This is a genomic window from Sphingomonas sp. So64.6b, assembly GCF_014171475.1.
Lineage (GTDB): Bacteria > Pseudomonadota > Alphaproteobacteria > Sphingomonadales > Sphingomonadaceae > Sphingomonas > Sphingomonas alpina_A.
Genome location: NZ_CP048817.1, coordinates 2817836 through 2835456 on the forward strand (window position 1 = coordinate 2817836; position 17621 = coordinate 2835456).

General features: G+C 62.7%; 20 protein-coding genes. 11 read left to right on the forward strand and 9 right to left on the reverse strand.

The window, feature by feature from the left end; genetic code table 11:
* Positions 1–117 precede the first annotated feature (117 nt).
* Positions 118–825 carry a glutathione S-transferase family protein gene (locus tag G4G27_RS13520; RefSeq protein WP_183109146.1) on the reverse strand — a complete coding sequence of 236 codons (708 nt, stop codon included), beginning with the start codon at positions 823–825 and terminating at the stop codon, positions 118–120.
* A gap of 107 nt (positions 826–932) precedes the next feature.
* Here G4G27_RS13520 and G4G27_RS13525 point away from each other — a divergent pair, with 107 nt between their 5' ends.
* On the forward strand, positions 933–1301 hold the full coding sequence (locus G4G27_RS13525) for a helix-turn-helix domain-containing protein (RefSeq protein ID WP_183109147.1): 369 nt from the start codon (positions 933–935) through the stop codon (positions 1299–1301).
* A gap of 20 nt (positions 1302–1321) precedes the next feature.
* Here G4G27_RS13525 and G4G27_RS13530 read toward each other — a convergent pair whose 3' ends face one another.
* The gene (locus G4G27_RS13530) at positions 1322–1834 is read right to left on the reverse strand and encodes a hypothetical protein (RefSeq protein WP_183109148.1); all 513 of its coding nucleotides are present in this window, start codon (positions 1832–1834) and stop codon (positions 1322–1324) included.
* A gap of 77 nt (positions 1835–1911) precedes the next feature.
* The gene (locus G4G27_RS13535) at positions 1912–2274 is read right to left on the reverse strand and encodes a DUF3597 domain-containing protein (protein ID WP_183109149.1); all 363 of its coding nucleotides are present in this window, start codon (positions 2272–2274) and stop codon (positions 1912–1914) included.
* A 133-nt stretch (positions 2275–2407) separates the two neighbouring features.
* Here G4G27_RS13535 and G4G27_RS13540 point away from each other — a divergent pair, with 133 nt between their 5' ends.
* The 6 genes from G4G27_RS13540 (at position 2408) to G4G27_RS13565 (ending at position 6396) form a co-directional block, all read left to right on the forward strand.
* Positions 2408–3634 (forward strand): multidrug effflux MFS transporter, encoded by a 1227-nt coding sequence (locus tag G4G27_RS13540; protein WP_183109150.1) that lies wholly within the window; start codon positions 2408–2410, stop codon positions 3632–3634.
* 102 nt (positions 3635–3736) lie between these two features.
* Positions 3737–4072 carry a DNA primase gene (locus tag G4G27_RS13545; RefSeq protein WP_183109151.1) on the forward strand — a complete coding sequence of 112 codons (336 nt, stop codon included), beginning with the start codon at positions 3737–3739 and terminating at the stop codon, positions 4070–4072.
* Between the two features lie 88 nt (positions 4073–4160).
* Positions 4161–4757, forward strand: coding sequence for a YdeI/OmpD-associated family protein (locus G4G27_RS13550; RefSeq protein WP_183109152.1), 597 nt, complete (start codon positions 4161–4163; stop codon positions 4755–4757).
* A gap of 72 nt (positions 4758–4829) precedes the next feature.
* The gene (locus tag G4G27_RS13555) at positions 4830–5270 is read left to right on the forward strand and encodes a biopolymer transporter ExbD (RefSeq protein WP_183109153.1); all 441 of its coding nucleotides are present in this window, start codon (positions 4830–4832) and stop codon (positions 5268–5270) included.
* Positions 5271–5354: 84 nt separating this feature from the next.
* The gene (locus tag G4G27_RS13560; protein ID WP_183109154.1) at positions 5355–6032 is read left to right on the forward strand and encodes a hypothetical protein; all 678 of its coding nucleotides are present in this window, start codon (positions 5355–5357) and stop codon (positions 6030–6032) included.
* Between the two features lie 28 nt (positions 6033–6060).
* On the forward strand, positions 6061–6396 hold the full coding sequence (locus G4G27_RS13565) for a DMT family protein (protein WP_183109155.1): 336 nt from the start codon (positions 6061–6063) through the stop codon (positions 6394–6396).
* Between the two features lie 159 nt (positions 6397–6555).
* On the opposite strand, the gene G4G27_RS13570 is transcribed toward G4G27_RS13565, so the two are convergent.
* Both G4G27_RS13570 and G4G27_RS24320 read right to left on the reverse strand, forming a co-directional pair.
* Complete coding sequence (locus G4G27_RS13570; protein WP_183109156.1) at positions 6556–6816, reverse strand: YjhX family toxin; 261 nt, start codon at positions 6814–6816, stop codon at positions 6556–6558.
* A gap of 182 nt (positions 6817–6998) precedes the next feature.
* Entirely contained in the window at positions 6999–7133 is a 135-nt protein-coding gene (locus tag G4G27_RS24320) for a hypothetical protein (protein WP_267134664.1), read from the reverse strand.
* A gap of 131 nt (positions 7134–7264) precedes the next feature.
* Between G4G27_RS24320 and G4G27_RS13575 the strand changes: the two genes are divergently transcribed.
* A complete protein-coding gene (locus G4G27_RS13575) occupies positions 7265–7972 on the forward strand; it encodes a Crp/Fnr family transcriptional regulator (protein ID WP_183109157.1) in 708 nt (235 codons plus the stop codon).
* A gap of 190 nt (positions 7973–8162) precedes the next feature.
* Positions 8163–10145 (forward strand): oligopeptide transporter, OPT family, encoded by a 1983-nt coding sequence (locus tag G4G27_RS13580; protein ID WP_183109158.1) that lies wholly within the window; start codon positions 8163–8165, stop codon positions 10143–10145.
* A 48-nt stretch (positions 10146–10193) separates the two neighbouring features.
* Here the strand turns inward: G4G27_RS13580 and G4G27_RS13585 are convergent, their stop codons facing one another.
* From G4G27_RS13585 to queF, 3 genes are all read right to left on the reverse strand, one after another.
* Positions 10194–11477 carry a glycoside hydrolase family 130 protein gene (locus tag G4G27_RS13585; protein ID WP_183109159.1) on the reverse strand — a complete coding sequence of 428 codons (1284 nt, stop codon included), beginning with the start codon at positions 11475–11477 and terminating at the stop codon, positions 10194–10196.
* A 42-nt stretch (positions 11478–11519) separates the two neighbouring features.
* Positions 11520–13793 carry a glycosyltransferase family 4 protein gene (locus tag G4G27_RS13590; RefSeq protein ID WP_183109160.1) on the reverse strand — a complete coding sequence of 758 codons (2274 nt, stop codon included), beginning with the start codon at positions 13791–13793 and terminating at the stop codon, positions 11520–11522.
* 166 nt (positions 13794–13959) lie between these two features.
* Positions 13960–14406 carry a preQ(1) synthase gene (gene queF / locus G4G27_RS13595; RefSeq protein WP_183109161.1) on the reverse strand — a complete coding sequence of 149 codons (447 nt, stop codon included), beginning with the start codon at positions 14404–14406 and terminating at the stop codon, positions 13960–13962.
* A gap of 251 nt (positions 14407–14657) precedes the next feature.
* Here queF and G4G27_RS24005 point away from each other — a divergent pair, with 251 nt between their 5' ends.
* Both G4G27_RS24005 and G4G27_RS13605 read left to right on the forward strand, forming a co-directional pair.
* The gene (locus G4G27_RS24005; protein ID WP_202049572.1) at positions 14658–16022 is read left to right on the forward strand and encodes an HYD1 signature containing ADP-ribosyltransferase family protein; all 1365 of its coding nucleotides are present in this window, start codon (positions 14658–14660) and stop codon (positions 16020–16022) included.
* Positions 16019–16300 (forward strand): hypothetical protein, encoded by a 282-nt coding sequence (locus G4G27_RS13605; RefSeq protein ID WP_183109162.1) that lies wholly within the window; start codon positions 16019–16021, stop codon positions 16298–16300. Before G4G27_RS24005 ends, G4G27_RS13605 begins: the two co-directional genes overlap by 4 nt.
* A 36-nt stretch (positions 16301–16336) precedes the next feature.
* On the opposite strand, the gene G4G27_RS13610 is transcribed toward G4G27_RS13605, so the two are convergent.
* Positions 16337–17449, reverse strand: coding sequence for a VacJ family lipoprotein (locus tag G4G27_RS13610; RefSeq protein WP_244624331.1), 1113 nt, complete (start codon positions 17447–17449; stop codon positions 16337–16339).
* Positions 17450–17621: the final 172 nt, after the last annotated feature.

The window sequence follows — 17621 nt, forward strand, 5'->3', positions numbered from 1 at the left end:
CAGCCTCGCTGCCTGTCCTGCTACTTAGACGGTGCCAGCCCGCTCCCCCTCCCGGCCACCCACAGCGTATCCTGAATGGGTGGCCGGGAGGGGGAGCGGGCTGGCACCGTCTCAACATCACTCCGGCCCGAAGCGCTCGATCACTTCGCCCAGCGGCACCTGCCCGAGCATGCCCCCCGAGCCGACGGGGCTTTCCCCATTCTCGATCGCCATGGCGAACCGTACCGCCGGGAGTGCTTCGACCCGACCGCGCAGTGCAGCCAGTCGCGGATAATGCGCCGGATCGACCGCTTGATGGAATTCGGCCCAACGCGCCACGCCGATCAGCACCAGATCGGCGAGGGTCGGCCGATCACCAGCCAGAAACGAGGTGTCGCCGATCGCCGCCTCCAGCTTGGCATGGCGGTCGGCCACCGCCTGTCGCCCGTAACGGCGCAGCGCTGCCTGAAAGTCCGGCTCCGGCGGACTCATTTCGAGGGCAGCCCATAACGGGCTGAACGCGCCGGTGAAGCCGCTGTTGATGAAGCCGATCCATTGATGCATGCAATCCGCCTCGGGCGTGCCGGCGGCAAAGCTGATCCGCCGCTCCGCGTCGCGCGCCTCGATCCAGGCGGCGATCGCCATGGTCTCGGTCAGGAGATCTCCCTTGTCGGTGACCAAAACCGGTGTCTCCTGACGCGGATTGAGTCGGGCATAAGTGTCGTTCTTCATGTCGGCGAGCATGTCGACGCGGCTGAGGCGATAGGGCTGACCGAGCGTTTCGAACGCGGCGACAAGCCCCATCGAGCTTCCCAGCGGGAAGCCGTAGACGAGTATCGGTTCCATTGGATATTCCTGATGTGGAAGGGTGTCGCTGCGCAGCGAGGCTTGATCTAGGCGCTCGGGAGCCCAAGTAAATTACGCACAATTTTGTAACCAGACGGAGCGCGCCCATGAAACATGTCGTCTCGCGCTGCCCGATCGCGGGGGCGATGCAGGTCCTGAGCGGTCGCTGGCCGACCCTGCTGCTCTATTATCTGAAGGAAGGCACCAAGCGGTTCAGCGATTTGCAGCGCGACAATCCGACCGTATCACACCGCATCCTCTCGCTCGAACTGCGCAAGCTGGAGGCGGCCGGAATCGTGCGCCGCACCGAGCGCGAGGGATATCCCCTGCACGTCGATTATGCACTGACCGAGGCCGGGTGGCAGCTGGTGCCGTTGATCGATGCGATCGGCGCATGGTGGGCCGATCTGGAAACAGACCGCGCTCTGGTGGCCCGGGCAGTGCGGCCGGAGCCTGACCTGCTTCCCGCCGACTGAAATCCTGCGCCGGTCGGGGATCAGTTCTGGTCGCTGAGGACGATCGTACCCTTGGCGTGATCGGCGCCCACCGGCGCCAGTTCGAGCTTGAAGGGCTTGTCATCCTCGGTGGTGCCGATCAGCCCGGCGCCGTCCACCTTGACCTTGAAGCCGGCATCCTTGTTGAGCCGCTGCAGGAACCAGTCCTGTACCGCCCTGGGCGTGGCGGGGCTGTCGAAGCCGATGCGGACAATACCTGAATCCTTCGTGCCGTTACCGCCATCCTTCGCATCGATATTCATCGTGGAAATGGTCGATCCGGGGTAGAGTTTGACGCCGTTGAGATCGAAATCCCCGGCATTGAGCTTCATCTTCGGCAGGTTGATCTTGCCGGAAAAGCCCGGGACGTTGACCGACATCTGGCCATTCTTGTCGACCCCAGCAACCATGTTGCCATCATCGCCGGCGTTGATCGTGATCGACGTGCCTTCACCGCCGGAGTCGCAAGCAACCAGCGGGATTGCGAGAATCAATGCGGCGACAATACGAAGCATGGCGGGCCTCCAGAGTGTTATATTTGAGCAACACACTACAGGCCCGCCATGACGTTAGTCAAGTTTGGCGTCAGCGATTAGCCGAGCAGTCGCGCCATGGTCTTTTCGTGCAGCCAGATGTTCATCGACGCGCTGTCGTTCTGGTCGCCGGTATAACCGAGTTCGGTGGCGAGTTTCTTGCGATTCTCGAGGCTCGAATCGAGCCCGAGCGCCTTCATCAGGTCGACGATCGACGTCTTGTAATTCAGCGTCTCGCCGCGCGCGGCGGCGCGGTCCGCGAGTACGCTTTCGATCGCTTCGCGCGACGGCGCGGGCTTTGCCGCGGGCGGCGGGGGTGGCGGAGCAGCGGCAGCAGCGGGCGCTGCAGGGGCCGCCGGTGCGGCAGGAGCCGGATCGTCATGTCCGAAAATCGCGTCCTTGATTGCGCCGAATACGCTCATGTCCGTCTCCTCGATGTGGGCCATCAGGATATCCCCAATGGTAGCTTCCGACAATGGCCGGCGGAGGGCCCCGGTTCCATCGACCGGCACGAAGGGGGTGACGTTTTGTGCTGCATCTGCGAAGGGGCCACGCATGGAAACGACCCGAATCCGCCAGAAAGACACCCCGCCGCTCGGTTTCCGCGAATTTGTCGGGCTGATCGCGGGGCTGATGGCGCTGACCGCGCTGGGCATCGATTCGATGCTGCCGGCCTTGCCTGCGATCGGCGCATCGCTCGGCATCGCGAGCGACAATGAACGCCAATATGTCATCACCGTCTTCCTGATCGGTTTCGGTGTCGCGCAGCTGGTCCATGGTCCGCTGGCCGATCGTTATGGGCGCAAGCCGATTCTCGGCGCGGCGCTTGCCGCTTATGTGGTCGCCAATATGGTCGCGGCCTTTTCCGGCAGCTTCGTGCTGCTGCTGGTCGCACGCTTCATCGGCGGCACGGCGATCTCCGCCTCGCGCGTCGTGACGATCGCGCTGGTCCGGGATTGTTATTCGGGCCGCGCAATGGCGCGGGTGATGAGCCTTGCCTTCATCGTCTTCATGGCCGCTCCAGTGATCGCACCGACCTTCGGCCAGGCAGTGCTGCTGGTCGGCAGCTGGCGGCTGATCTTTTGGGGCATCGCCGGCGTCAGTGCGGTGATCCTTGCCTGGTTCTGGTGGCGCATGCCCGAGACGATGGACGAAGCCGATCGCATGCCATTGTCGGTGGCGCGGCTGGCCGACGGCTTTCGGCTCGCGGTCACCGATCGCTGGTCGATCGGCTATACGCTCGCCTCGACCGCGCTGCTCGGCGGGCTGTACGGCTATATCAATTCGATCCAGCAGATCCTGTTCGATACCTTCCATCGCCCCGACCTGCTGGTACCGGTGTTCGCGGCGACGGCGGGCACCATGGCGGTTGCCAATCTGCTCAATTCGAGCATCGTCATGCGCGTCGGCACGCGGCGCATATCGCACACCGCGCTCGCGATCCTCATCCTGCTCGCCGGCACTCATTTGATGATCGCCTGGGCAGGATGGGAATCGCTGTGGAGCTTCGCCATCCTGCAAGCGCTGATGATGGGCTGTTTCGGCCTCGCCACCGCCAATTTCGGTGCCATGGCGATGGAGAATATGGGCCATATCGCCGGCACCGCGTCGAGCGTGCAGGGTTTCATCACGGTGACTGCCGGGGCGCTGATCGGCGCGCTGATCGGGCAGAGTTTCGACGGAACGACGGTACCGCTTTATGTCGGTTTCTTCGTTGCCGGGGTGATCGCGCTGATCATCGTCGCGATCGTCGAACGCGGACGCCTGTTTCGCCCCACCTGATCGCCGTTCGTTTCGCCGCGTTCTTCGCAGCGCGACGGAACTCTCGCCCCTGCCCGCCGTTCGCGACTGTAACCGGCATCGTGCCGGACGGGAGAGACGATCATGGGCGGCTATCAAGTGCCGGGCGAAGGTACTGGCGATGACGGTTTCGAGGAAGAAGGCTATGACGAGAGCCAGCGCGCGGAGATCCTCGAGGTCACGCGTGACGGGCCGACCGACGGAACGATCCTGACCGATCTCGCGCCCGATATCGGCGATAAGGACGAGGATGAAGACGATCTCGACATGCTCAGCGACGAGGTCGGCGACGACGATGACGATGATGTCAGCGACGACGACGATGATGACGAGGACGATCTGCAGGCCGACTTTGAAAGCGGCACGCTCGCCGATGACGACGAGCTGGACGATGCCGACGACGCTGCGCTGAAGCCCTGACAGGGAACGCCGCCGCATGAGGTGCGGGGACGCGGATTGACCGCACCCGCCGCCCGGGTCCAGCATGGCCGCACGACAGGAGCGTGCCATGCAGACCGACCCTCGTATCGACGCCTATATCGACGCCAGCGCGCCCTTCGCGCGGCCGATCCTTGCCTGGTTTCGCGCCCACATGCACGCGGCGCTGCCGGAGGTCGAGGAAACGATCAAATGGAGCATGCCGTTCTTCACCTATCGCGGCAAACCGCTCGCCAATATGGCCGCCTTCAAGGCGCATGCGGCGTTCGGCTTCTGGAAGCGCGAAAGTTCGGCGACGGGGCATGAGGGTGAAGCGATGGGCCAGTTCGGCAAACTTGCCGGCATGGCCGACCTGCCCGAACCGGACGCGCTGGATGCGATGATCCGCGACGCTGCCGCACTGATCGATGCAGGCGAAGGTGGCCGGCCCCGTGCGGAACGGCCGGCCAAGCCAGAGGCCGATGTGCCGCAAGAACTGGCCGAGGCGCTGGCGGGCGACGATGCCGCGGCCGCTACCTTCAATGCCTTCCCGCCAAGTTGCCGCCGCGAATATTGCGAATGGATCGGCGACGCGAAGCGCACCGAGACCAGGTCGAAACGGGTCGCCGAAGCGATCGGCTGGCTGCGCGAGGGCAAGCGCCGCAATTGGAAATACGAGAACTGCTAACCCCGCTAAACCCCTTGCGTGCAGATCGAACTATGTTACGTTGTAACATCTTTTGTCTGACAGGAGGATGCCATGGCTGCTCGTGCGATAAAATATGGTCCGGCTCGCAGTGAAAATACCGAGCCCTTTTCCGACCTCAACATCACACCGCTGATAGATGTCCTGCTCGTCCTATTGGTGATGATGATCCTGACCATTCCGATCATGACGCATAAAGTGCCGATCGATCTGCCGCAGCCGCAGCCGGGCCCAGTCGAAACCATGACCATTCACCGAATCGACCTCACTGCAAACGGCGCGCTTACCTGGGACGGGGCACCGATCAGCGACGCGGCACTGCCCGCGCGGCTCGCCGGTTTCATGAAGGAGGACAATGCCCAGTTGCAGATCCGTGCCGCCGCCAAGGCGCGGTACGAGCGGTTCGACCAGACACTGGCGACGATCAAACGCGCCGGCGTGACGCGGCTCGGCTTTGTCGGCAACGAGCAATTCGCCAAATTCGGCGACCTGTAAATTCGGACACCCCCGGTTCATACGGAACCGGGGGCGATTGATCCGCGTTAAGATAGCCCTCACTCAAAGATTAAGAGGTCTGTCATGCGCTATCTGATTGCGCTGCCCCTTCTGCTCACCGCATGCGCGCCGGATAGTGAAACGACCAACGCCGATATCGATATCAACGCCGCGGCGACGCTGGCGCAAAACAGCATCGACAGCTATGCCGCCAACTCTGCCGGTCAGGACGCAGCTCCCCTGCCGGGCTCCACTCCCGAGCCCTTACCGACGCCGGCGCCTTCATCCTCGCCCGAGCCGCTCAATCCCCCGGCGCCCGGCACGCCCGGCGGCCTGCCGGATGATCGCACGCCGGTATCCGAGGCGCCATTCACACCCGACAGCGCGCAGGGCGCGGCCAATGTCGTGCAGACCTATTACGCGCTGCTCGGCGAGAAGAAGTATCGCCGCGCCTGGGCATTATGGGACAATGGCGGCAAGGATTCAGGCATGAGCGCCGAGGCGTTCGCGGCAAGCTTCGACAAATATAGCGAATATCACGCGAATATCGGCGCGCCCGGCGCGATCGATGCGGGTGCCGGCCAGCGTTACGTGACGGTGCCCGTGCAGGTTTATGGTCGCCTCAAACAAGGTGCGCGCCCGGTCTATATGATCGGCAGCGTCACGCTACACCGCACCGGCGACATCGACGGCGCGACGCCGGCACAAAAAAGCTGGCATATCCGCAGCAGCGATATCAAGCCGAGACCCAAGGCCGGGTGATCTTGCCCGGCGTGCCGGAGGCTTGCCGATGCCGACGATCCTGTTGCTGGTCGCGTCCAACATTTTCATGACGATCGCCTGGTACTGGCATCTCAAGGGCGGCATGGCGAAACCGCTGCTGCTCGTCATCCTGATCAGCTGGGGCATCGCGCTGTTCGAATATTGCCTTGCCGTGCCGGCCAACCGCATCGGCTATGCCGCAGGCTGGAGCGGCGGGCAGCTCAAGGTCACGCAGGAAGCGATCGCCTTGCTCGTGTTCGGCATCTTCATGGTCACCGTGCTGGGCGAACCGGTCGGATGGCGGCATGTCGGCGCGCTGGCCTGCCTGATCGGGGCGGTCGCGTTCCTGTTCGCGGGCAAATAACTAGCCGCCGGAGCCGAGCGCATTGGCCAGGATAGTCAGGTCGCCGCTCGGCTGCGGAAAAGACGGCTGAACATCGCGCGACCTTAAACGAGCAACGTTAAGGGTCCGCTTGCAGCAGCGGTAACGGGGCCGGACGTTTCCGCCCGGCCCCTGGACGCATCAGCGATTATCTAGCTGCGACCGTACCGCCGCAAGGCCGAGGCGCGTTATGCGATAGGGCTGGCCGCCCATGCTCGCGATCAGCGCGCGGCGTCGCAAGCGGCGGAACAACGCCATCGAGCAATCGGCGAGGCGATGTCCTCCACGCGTGAAGCAATCGGCCGCGATGAGCCGCTTGCCCTCTTCGTCCCAGCGATGGACGATACGTCCACCCTGCGCCAGCGCGTGCAACACGCGCTGTTCGTATTTCGAGATATTCATTGAAAATTGTGACCCCGGAACTGGGGTTGGCCCGACGCGGCGATTCGATCCGCCCGGCTGGAGCCGGTCGGTAGGAGCTACGCACGATGCCGATCCGCCGGGAGTGGATTCCCGGGCCGGCAATCAGCGGGCGACAATTTCCTTCATGAACCACTCCGGGCGTTACCCGGCAAATATAGCCGTCAGGCCTTTTTCGGGTCAACCGGTTTGCGCGCCTGATTCCCCGCCTCCCTCGCCGCATGGGCGATATGGTCGGCCGACCGTTTTGCGGCATCGGGGGTCATCGATAATGCCAGGCCATCGGGGCCGTCGAGCATGACTTCGCCTTGTTCGGCGGTAGCCGTTGTCGGGACATTATGAGGAGATCTGGCAGCCACCTATTTTCTCCGTTCTCTACAGGCTATTAACGTCATATGGCACGGCATGGTTCCGATGCCCGGAGGCAATGATGATCACGCGGCTGTTCCTGCAAACCCACCGCACACCGGTTCTTTCGGCGGAGGACTGCGCCGCGCTGGAGGCAGCCGCCGCCCGCACTCAGGAGTTCGCCGCCAAGCGCATCATTGTGCGCGAACAAACGCCGCTGACCCAATGCACGCTGTTGCTCAATGGTTTCATCGAGCGGTTCAGGGACACGCCGGAAGGCCGCCGACAGATCCTCGCCATTCATATCCCCGGGGATTTCGTCGACCTGCACAGCTATCCGCTCAAGCGGCTCGAACATTCGGTCGCGGCGCTGACCCCGGTCACGGTCGCGACCTTCCCGCACGACAAGGTCCACGAATTGACCAAGCGATCTGCGACACTGACCGAATTGCTGTGGCGCTCGACGCTGGTCGATGCGGCGATCAATCGCGAATGGATCGTCTCGGTCGGCGCGCGTTCGGCCGCGGTGCGGCTCGCCCATCTGTTCTGCGAGATGTTCACGCGGCTCGACCGGATCGGCATGACGCGCGGCCTGGAATTCGATTTTCCGGTGACACAGATCGACCTGGCCGACGCGACCGGACTGACCGCGGTGCATGCCAATCGCATGCTGCGCCAGTTGCGCGAGCGGCGGCTGGTGGAATTCCGCCAGGGGCTGGTGACGATCATCGATTGGGCGGCGCTCAAGGAATTCGCTGGATTCGATACCGGATATCTCTTCTTCGATTGATCACGGTTGCCGCGAACGCGGGACCGCACCTTGGCGGGCGCGCTTCGCGATCAAAAAATCCTGTCGCTATGCGTCGAGATTGTGCCACGATGCTGGCATGACACCGTGCCCCTTCGCTTCCCCGCTTACGGCCCTCGCCGTCGCGGGTGATTTCGCGGGCACCATTCCCATTTTCGCAAGGTAAGTTTTCATGGCCTCCGTCCCCGTGACGCCCTCCGCTCGCCCGCTGGCCGAGCTCACGATCCGCGGCATCATCCTCGGTGCGCTGATCACCGTCGTGTTCACCGCGGCCAATGTCTATCTCGGGCTGAAAGTCGGCCTGACCTTCGCCACCTCGATCCCGGCAGCGGTGATCTCCATGGCGGTGCTGCGTTTCTTCAAGAATTCGAACATTCTCGAAAACAACATCGTCCAGACCATCGCCAGCGCGGCGGGTACGCTGGCCGCGATCATCTTCGTGCTGCCCGGCCTGATCCTGGTCGGCTGGTGGACCGGCTTCCCCTATTGGACGACGGTCGCGGTCTGCGCGATGGGCGGCATATTGGGCGTGATGTTCTCCGTGCCGTTGCGCCGCGCGCTCGTCACCGGATCGGACCTGCCCTATCCCGAGGGGGTCGCCGCCGCCGAAGTGCTCAAGGTAGGCTCGGGATCGGTCGAGGGCGATCTGGAGAATGCCAAGGGCCTGCGCGTCATCATTTTCGGATCGGCGATTTCGGCATTCTTCGCGCTGCTCGCGGCGATGAAGCTGGTCGCCGCCGAAGCGGCGAAGACGTTCAAGATCGGCGGCACCGCGACTGGGGTCTCGACCAGCTATTCGATGGCGCTGATCGGCGTCGGGCATCTTGTCGGCCTGTCGGTCGGCGCAGCGATGTTCTTCGGGCTGATCATCTCCTGGGCCGGGCTGGTGCCGTATCTCGCTTCGTTCAACGCCTTTGCCGATCCGGTCGACGCGGTGGTCAACACCGTGTTCCGCAGCCAGGTGCGCTTTATCGGCGCGGGCACGATCGGTGTCGCCGCGGTCTGGTCGCTGCTGCGCATCATCGGGCCGATCATCGGCGGGCTGCGATCGGCGATGGCCGCGTCGCGCGCACGCGCCGGGGGCTCGATCCTCGAACTGACCGAACGCGACCTGCCGATCGGCATCGTCGGCGCATCGATCCTGCTCACCCTGCCACCGATCGCCTGGCTGTTGTGGAGCTTTTCCGCCGGCGGCCCGGTGCATGAATATCCGCTCGCGGTGATCGGCGGCACGGTGCTCTACATCCTGATCGTCGGTGTCCTGATCGCGGCGATCTGCGGTTATATGGCCGGCCTGATCGGCGCGTCGAATTCGCCCGTGTCGGGCGTCGGCATTCTCGCCGTACTCGGCGCGTCGCTGCTGCTGGTGGCGATCTTCGGTTATTCGACCGATGTCGCGCGCACCAACGCGCTGATCGCCTATGCGCTGTTCACCACCGCGATCGTGTTTTCGGTCGCGACCATCTCCAATGACAACCTCCAGGATCTGAAGACCGGGCAACTGGTCGGCGCCACGCCGTGGAAGCAGCAGGTCGCGCTGGTCATGGGCGTGATCTTCGGCTCGCTGGTCATTCCGCTGGTGCTCGACCTGCTCAAGGACACGCTCGGTTTCGTCGGCATGCCGAATGCCGGCCCCAATGCGCTTTCGGCTCCGCAAGCGGCGCTGATCTCATCGCTCGCCAAGGGCGTACTCGGCGGCGATCTCGACTGGAGCCTGATCGCGATCGGCGCCGGGATCGGCGTGGTCGTCATCATCATCGACGAACTGCTCGGCCGGACCGGCAAGATGCGGCTGCCTCCGCTCGCGGTCGGTATGGGCATCTACCTGCCGATGGCGCTCACCTTGCTGATCCCGATCGGCGCGGTGATCGGCCATTTCTACGATCGCTGGGCAAAGCGCGCATCCAATCCCGACTTCGCGGAACGGCTGGGTACGCTCGCGGCGACCGGCCTGATCGTCGGCGAAAGTCTGTTCGGCGTCGCGTTCGCCGGCATCGTCGCCTGGTCCAATCGCGGCTCGCCGATCCCGCCGATCGATGCGCCGCTAGCGGTGGTCGGTGAGAATTTCGAACATATCGCGATGTATGCTGCGCCACTGCTGTTCGCCGCGTTCATTGCGCTACTGTACAATCGGACGCGTTCATTGGCGCGATGACAAAAGGGTGCGGGCGAGGTGTCACCCCGCCCGCGCCGATAAGGGAGCTTAGCGCTCCATCCCCGCGATCAGCGCCTTGATCGGGATAAATGCAAACGCGACCGAACTGTCGGCCACGCCATAGGGCACGAACAGCTTGTCACCGTGGCGGATCGCCCCGCAGCTATAGACGACATTGGGCACATAGCCCTCGCGGTCCTGATCGGCGGCGGCGAGGATCGGCTGCGCCGTCCGGCCGATCACCTTCGACGGATCATGCTTGTCGAGCAGGACTGCGCCGATCGAATATTTGCGCATCGCGCCGACGCCGTGAGTCAGCAGCAGCCACCCCTCGTCGAGTTCGATCGGTGGCCCGCAATTGCCGATCTGTACCAGTTCCCACGGATATTTCGGCGCGAGCAATCGTTCGCCCTCGTCCCAATGGGTCAGCGTGTCGGATTTGATCAGGAACAGATTCTCGCCGTCTTGCCGGCCGATCATCATATATTGGCCGTTCACCTTGCGCGGGAACAGCCCCATGCCCTTGTTGCGTGAAGCGGAACCAGTCATCGGCACCAGATCGAAGGCGCGGAAATCCTTGGTCCGCATCAGCTCCGACTGGATCGTCGATCCATTATAGGCGGTGTAAGTGCCAAGCCATTCGACACTGCCATCGTCATGCGTGAAGTGGACGAGGCGCAGATCCTCCAGCCCCTTGGACTGCGCCGCGGTGATCGGAAAGATCACCGTGCCCGACAGCGTCGAATCGCGGTGGCGATAGACCGTGATCGGTCCTTCCGGCAGCAGCTTCTCGTCCATGCCGACCGCATCGGTTGCGGTGGCGAAAGGCGGCTCGGGCGCAAGCTTCATCTCATTCTTCGAGGTAATGATGCCCTCGCGGAACGCGACCGACGAGATATGCCCCTCACCCACGGCGCGCAGGGACATCAGGATGCGCATCGACCCCTTGGGCATGCCCGACTGGTCGAAATGCGGCACCGCACTGGGGTTCATCAGCGCGGCTGCCGCATAGCTGTATTCGTGACAGAAATAGGCGCCGATCAACTGGCGCTTCTCGTCGCCGATCTCGCTGCCGTCGAGCCCGAGCATCTCCTCGATTTCGTCATAGCGAGTCATGAACACGCGTCGCGTCTGCCAATGGCGCGCCTCGAAATCCTTCAATACGGTTTCAAGCTCGGCGCGCGTCTGGGCCGAATCCATGGCGAGCACCTCGCGCACCAGCCGTTCGGTCCGGCTGCCGCCATTACCGCTCCACGCAAGATGGAACGGGCGCACCACGACGCGTGATGGATCGGCATAAAGCCGCAATGCGTGATTGAAGATTTCGACCACCAAATGCCTCGCATACAACGCCAAGCGGCGTCGTTAGCGAGGCTATGCGACGGCGCGATCCGGTCCTGCCACGCTTTCGCTAGCCTTTGAAAGCCCCGAAATGGCACAAGAGGCCAATTGCAGCGCCAAAATCGACTCAGCGCCCTGATTCCGGTTCAGACCGGTTGGCATCAGGCCGTCGAAGCAACCGCCATCCTGCGACGTCGCGAGCGGCAGATCGAGATCGTTCTGGCCGAGATACCAGCGATAGGCGCGGATCGCCTCCTGCACCCAGCGCTGGTCGCCGGTCGCCTTGAACGCCGCGGCACAGGCATCGATCGTGGCCTGAGCCTCGAGCGGCTGCTGATCGAACGGCAATGGCGGCGCATAAGGACGTCCGAAACTTTCGGTGCCGATCGCGCGGAATCGACCTTCCGGCGTGGTCTGTTGCTGCGTGATCCAGTCGAGTGTCGACAGGCCGCAGCGCAGCAGGTCCTCACGGCCCAGCATCATGCCGGCGCGGATCAGCGCCTCGGGCAGGCGCGCATTGTCATAGGCGAGGACGATTTCGAACCATTCCCATTCCGGCCGTCGCGCCTCCTCGACCAGCGCAAGCAGGTCGCTCGAGAAGCGCTGCAGAATCTTGAGCGCCATCGAATGGCCGGGATGCGCGCCAAGCATGGCGGCTGCGCCGAGCATCGCAAAGGCCTGCGACCGCGGGCTGGTCAGTTCAAAAGCGAGGCTTGCGGTCTCATCGAACAGGCGCGCGGCCCAATCGCGATGCTTTGCCGCGGTCGCGCGCTTTGCGGTCACGCCAAGCGCCCATAAGGTCCGGCCGTTCGAATCCTCCGACCCCTCATCCTCGCACCAGGTGCGATCGAAGTTCATGAAATTGCGGAACCGGCGATGGTCGGGATTCCACGCATATTGGACGAACGCGGCATAGACCGTCATCCATTTGTCGCGCACGACTTCATCCATGTCCTCGATCGCGGTCATCAGCATCAGCGCGCGGACATTGTCGTCGATGCAATAGCCGTGACGACGATCGGGTACCGACAGGATCGCATGCTGAAACATACCGGTCGCATCGCTCATTCGCTCGACCGCGGCGAAATCTGGTGCGAGCGGCGCGAATGCCGGCTTGGCACTGGCCAGGCGGCGCGGCTTGGCGGCGACCATGGTTTCGATTTCACGCATCGCCGTCTCCGCCAGCACCGGCCAAATCATCGTGCGGCCACGCGCATAGGCGCGCTCCGACAGACGGATGCGGTTACGCTCGCTGCCGAGCAGCAGGTTGATCTCACGTGCGAATGCCGCGCTGTCGCCGAAATCGACCAGCACACCGTGGCCGTCGGCCAGAATCTCGGTAGCGTGGACATAGGGCGTCGAAATGACCGCCTTGCCCACGCCGACCGCATAAGACAGCGTGCCCGATGTGATCTGCGCCGGATTGACATAGGGCGTGGCATAAATGTCCGACGCCTGGAGATAGTCGATCAGTTCACCATGTTCGAGAAACGCGTCGATGAATTCGACATTGGCGGCAACGCCAAGCTCTTCGGCCAGCGCCTTCAGGCCATCGCGATATTTCTCGCCTTCATGCGCGACGAGATTGGGATGGGTCGCGCCGAGCACGGCATACAGCACATCCGGATTGGCCTCGACGATCGCCGGCAGCGCCTCGATCATTGTCTCGATGCCCTTGTTGGGCGCGAGCAGGCCAAAGGTCAGTACGGTCTTGCGGCCTTGCCAGCCGAACTGCGCCTTGAGCGTATTGGGATCGACGAACGGGCGATCCGGCACGCCGTGCGGAATCATCACGATCGAACGCGAATTCGCGCCATAGACCCGCTCCAGAATCTCGCGGCCCTTTTCGGCCATGACGATCACGCGCGCGGCGCGGCGCAACAGCCCTTCCATCACCCGACGTTCATCGGCGCTGGGTTTTTCCAGGATCGTATGGAGCGTGACGATAACCGGGATCGATACCCGATCGAGCAGGGCAAGGATCAATTCGCCAGCCGGTCCGCCGTAAATGCCATATTCGTGCTGCAGCCAGATCGCCTTGGCGCCGCTTGCCTCGATCGCACGCGCGGTGTCGAGATAGGCGATGCGCTCATGCTGCGGGATGCTGCCGGTTACTTCGGGTGGATAGTCGTAACGTCCGGGATGGTCGTCCATCGCATAGACATCGACCTTCACGTCAGGATAACGGCCCTTGAGCGCGGTAAACGTGTCGGTAGTATATGTTGCAAGACCGCATTTGCGCGGCAGGAAGTTGCCGATCAGGGCGATATGATCGATAGGCGCTACGACGTCCTTGTGGAGCGACATTTCAATCCTTCCAGGTGTATAAGGGGTTTTGCACCCCAATCATGCCTTCTCCGAACGGCCAGATTTGAATATGGTTGCACTTATGCTGCAGCGCAACAAGTGAATCGTCCTGATCGAGATCAACCTTGACGCAGAATGAACGGATTCCGCGGTGAATTGAGCGACTTCAGCCGCGTCCGCGATACCCCGGCACATCCTGACCGGGCAGCCACAGGCCGGCGGGCGGCTCGCCCGATTGCCAGAACACGTCGATCGGGATGCCGCCGCGCGGATACCAGTAACCACCGATGCGCAGCCAGACCGGCGCCATCTCGGCGAACAAACGCTCGCCGATGCCGACCGTGCAATCCTCATGAAACGCCTGATGATTGCGGAACGCGCCGAGGAACAGCTTCAATGATTTGGATTCGACGATCGTCGCACCTGGCGCATAGTCGATCACCAGATGCGCGAAATCGGGCTGCGCAGTCACCGGACAGAGCGACGTGAATTCAGGCGCGGTGAAGCGCACCAGATAAGGCCGGCCGGGACGCGGATTGGGCACATAATCGAGCACCGCTTCCTCCGGGGAAGCAGGCAGCGCGCTGGTCTTGCCGAGATGTGTTGGGGTCATGCGTGCTATTTAGGGAAGGCGGTGCGAAATTGAAATGCGCCCCAGTGCGGCGATTGTTCCAGGTGTCGGGCGCCTGATTTTCGTTGAAGCCGTTGCGGTGACTGTCGCTCTTCCGACGGGCGCGAAAAAGGGGACTCGCTCCATGTGAGAGCTTGGCTCTCCGATTCAACATTTCCGTCCGCTCGCTACAGCCCGTTTCCTTTTGGAGGCGGGTACGATCGTCATCGCCCCTGGCTCGTAATGCGACGGAGATGCCGGTGCAGATCCCATTCGAACCCGACAGCCCGGTCGATGCAAACCGGGCGCGGCAGCGCCTTGAGCTGCAGCTTTACTCGCGGATGATGACCGATCTGACGGTGTTGACCGGTGGTCAGCGTGTGCCGAACGATGACGAGATCGCCGATGCGCTACGCCGCGCTGCGCGCGCGCATGGGGTTTGGTCGGCACAGGATGAAGTCGGCTGGCGTAGGTCGGTGGGCCATGGCGAGCGCCCGGGTGGCACACCACTGAATACAAACAGCCAAGAACTCGCCGATGAGATACTCGGCGATTCCTTCTGGTCAGGTGGCAATCCCAGCGAACAGTCTGCTGCAGACCAGGATGGCAAGACGACCGATCAGGTCATCGCTACCGCGGTCGAGAACGGCGAGAAAGCGGCCACCGCGCCGCGAGCCGGAACGCCGCCCGTAAATGGGCCCTCGGATCCCAGGATGGAGCAACCACGATCCGGCAACCAGTGGCGCGCGCATGTCACCAACGGCGTCGCGTACAAGGCGGATGCCGACAAGACCTACTTCGCTTTCCTGCTTGGTGCGGAAGGCATCTCGGCCGCTGATCGCCTGACGGAACTGCACCGCAACGTATTGAACGGCACGTCGCTGACCGATCACTTGCTGGAAGAATTGCATCCCAGCGACGAACGGCTGGCCAAGACCCTCGACGTCATGAAAGCCGGAGTTGCGGGTAACGAGAAACTCCGGGCCGCGTTCGGCGCGGACATTAATCGACTACAGGCAATCATCGATACCGAACAGGTCCGCGCCAGTGCAGCTTATGCCCGCGAAGCCAAGGCATTTGGCAAGGCCTATGCCATTGAGGTCGCTTCTAACGCGTTAGGCTTCGGCGCGGGCAAGGTCATCGGCAAGATCGCGCCGATAGCCATTGAGGCCGCCGCGCCCTCCGTGCGCGCGTTTGGCAACCGAGTCGGTGGAGCTTTGTCGCGACTCTCCGGGCGCGCTGCGAACACAGTGGGGAATGAGGGAGGTACGGCCGGTCGCCAAGTTCTGTATCACTATACAAACGAAGCCGGTGCGGCCGGCATCGCGGAAAGCCGATCCCTTAATCCGTCACTTTGGCGAGCTGGAACCAAGGACGTTCGATATGGTAACGGACAATATGTCTCAGATTTTGCACCAGGAACTAAAACGCCCGCACAATTATCCCGTGAGTTCCTGGGTCGGCCGTTCCATGGTGATCGTTTTACACACTATGTCGAAATTGATGCTACCGGTTTGGGAGCAATCCCAGGTCGCGTGGGTGTCTATGTTATCCGAAACGAAACGCCGCTTGACCTGACAGGCAGACTTCTCGGTAGCGGAAGGATTCCAGGCAAATGAAGTATATCAAAGTTAAATGGATGCACACCTCGCCCGACGATCCAGTGATGCTTTACAGCGAACTGAATCCGGAGCTTTGGGAAGAGAGAAAAGTTGAGGTTTATGCCGATGGGCGCGCTGATTTTGCCGACAGCGAAGAACATTCAGGCAGCACGAAGCTTGGCATAGAGCCGTTCCCGACAATGGAGGAGATTGCCACCGATCCGCAATTTGAACCCGTGGCGATATCGGCTGCGGAGTTTGAATCTGTGTGGGAGCAGGCAAAGGCAAGAAATTAGCGATTGGCCTCAATACTCATTCGCTATCGGGCGGGATTAGTCGTGCGCTTTTGGCGTGGGAGAAGCCGCCTCCGGCACCGTCGCTCCGACGCCGGGCGTCGGTGCGACGGGCGCCGCTGTGGTTGAGACAGGCTCGGCAGGCGCAACCGCCGCGCCGAACGTTCCGTCAGCCCCAAGTACGGGCACGGCAGGCGGCACGATGGTCCGCGTCACGATGCGATGCCCGGGCCAGTTCGGCCCGTGCAAATGGTCGATCTCTGCCTTGCGCTTGCGCAGATAATCGTCGCGTGTCGCGGCATAAGGATCATAGGCCGTGTGCAGCACGGTCAGTGTGTCGTCGAACGCCACCCGATAATCCAGCGCGCTGAGCGTGTTGACCGGCAGAGTGTAATACGCCTTATTGAACGGCGTGCCGATGGTCACCGGCAGGATGAGCCGATCGATCGTGATCCCGAAAAGATCGCGCAGCGTGGTCGGGCCGACCAGCGGCAGAAAGAAATAAGGTCCCGGTTTCACGCCATAATAACCGAGCGTGTTGGCCAGGCTGTTGGGGCGATGCGGCAGCTTGAAGGGTTTGCGTTTGGCGATGTCGACCACCCCGGCCAGTCCGACCGTCGAATTGATCGCAAAGCGGCCCAGCGTTTCCGCCGCTTTGCCTGGCTTTAGCTGCAGCAGATAGTTCAGGAAGATGATCGGCTCCTGAATATGATCAAGGAAATTATGGATGCCGTCGCGCACCGGCTTGGGCAGGCCTTTCTTGTAGCCCCTGGCGATCGGCGCGACCACAGCGCCATCGAGCGCCTGAACCGCCTTGTAGGACTGCACATTGACCTGTTCCATCGGATCGATCGGCGAACGCCGTCGCGCCGAGACGAGAATATCTTCATCGACAAGAGGGTCGCCCGGCGGGTTCTGCGCCGTCGCGTCCGCCGGCGCCGCCGGGTCGGGTGCGACCGGGGACTGAGCCGCGGGGGCCACGGGCGCGGCCTCTGGCGGCGTGACGGGCGCCGCCGGCACGGGAGATTCTGGCGGGGCGGCCGGAGCTTGCTGATCGCTTGCCGTCTGGACCATGACTGGCGGCAACGGTATTTCGACAGCGGACAATGGCGAATTCGCGAACAGCACCACGGCGCCGAGTATAGGACTCATTATTTCTTTATCCCCCGCCGCCGACCGGCTCATCGCTCGTGACGCACGATTCGTTTTCACGAATGCGTCCGCGCGCGACTCAGATATTGGCCCCGCGCCAAGGTTCAATACTCCAACCTGTAATAAATAGTTCAAATCGTTTGACGGAGGCGACAATCGGCCGTGCCGTGGG

Coding starts and splice junctions, on each gene's coding strand:
- G4G27_RS13520 (WP_183109146.1), bottom strand. CDS start 825: ATGGAACCGATACTCGTCTACGGCTTCCCGCTGGGAAGCTCGATGGGG.
- G4G27_RS13525 (WP_183109147.1), top strand. CDS start 933: ATGAAACATGTCGTCTCGCGCTGCCCGATCGCGGGGGCGATGCAGGTC.
- G4G27_RS13530 (WP_183109148.1), bottom strand. CDS start 1,834: ATGCTTCGTATTGTCGCCGCATTGATTCTCGCAATCCCGCTGGTTGCT.
- G4G27_RS13535 (WP_183109149.1), bottom strand. CDS start 2,274: ATGAGCGTATTCGGCGCAATCAAGGACGCGATTTTCGGACATGACGAT.
- G4G27_RS13540 (WP_183109150.1), top strand. CDS start 2,408: ATGGAAACGACCCGAATCCGCCAGAAAGACACCCCGCCGCTCGGTTTC.
- G4G27_RS13545 (WP_183109151.1), top strand. CDS start 3,737: ATGGGCGGCTATCAAGTGCCGGGCGAAGGTACTGGCGATGACGGTTTC.
- G4G27_RS13550 (WP_183109152.1), top strand. CDS start 4,161: ATGCAGACCGACCCTCGTATCGACGCCTATATCGACGCCAGCGCGCCC.
- G4G27_RS13555 (WP_183109153.1), top strand. CDS start 4,830: ATGGCTGCTCGTGCGATAAAATATGGTCCGGCTCGCAGTGAAAATACC.
- G4G27_RS13560 (WP_183109154.1), top strand. CDS start 5,355: ATGCGCTATCTGATTGCGCTGCCCCTTCTGCTCACCGCATGCGCGCCG.
- G4G27_RS13565 (WP_183109155.1), top strand. CDS start 6,061: ATGCCGACGATCCTGTTGCTGGTCGCGTCCAACATTTTCATGACGATC.
- G4G27_RS13570 (WP_183109156.1), bottom strand. CDS start 6,816: ATGAATATCTCGAAATACGAACAGCGCGTGTTGCACGCGCTGGCGCAG.
- G4G27_RS24320 (WP_267134664.1), bottom strand. CDS start 7,133: ATGCTCGACGGCCCCGATGGCCTGGCATTATCGATGACCCCCGATGCC.
- G4G27_RS13575 (WP_183109157.1), top strand. CDS start 7,265: ATGATCACGCGGCTGTTCCTGCAAACCCACCGCACACCGGTTCTTTCG.
- G4G27_RS13580 (WP_183109158.1), top strand. CDS start 8,163: ATGGCCTCCGTCCCCGTGACGCCCTCCGCTCGCCCGCTGGCCGAGCTC.
- G4G27_RS13590 (WP_183109160.1), bottom strand. CDS start 13,793: ATGTCGCTCCACAAGGACGTCGTAGCGCCTATCGATCATATCGCCCTG.
- queF (WP_183109161.1), bottom strand. CDS start 14,406: ATGACCCCAACACATCTCGGCAAGACCAGCGCGCTGCCTGCTTCCCCG.
- G4G27_RS24005 (WP_202049572.1), top strand. CDS start 14,658: ATGCCGGTGCAGATCCCATTCGAACCCGACAGCCCGGTCGATGCAAAC.
- G4G27_RS13605 (WP_183109162.1), top strand. CDS start 16,019: ATGAAGTATATCAAAGTTAAATGGATGCACACCTCGCCCGACGATCCA.
- G4G27_RS13610 (WP_244624331.1), bottom strand. CDS start 17,449: ATGAGTCCTATACTCGGCGCCGTGGTGCTGTTCGCGAATTCGCCATTG.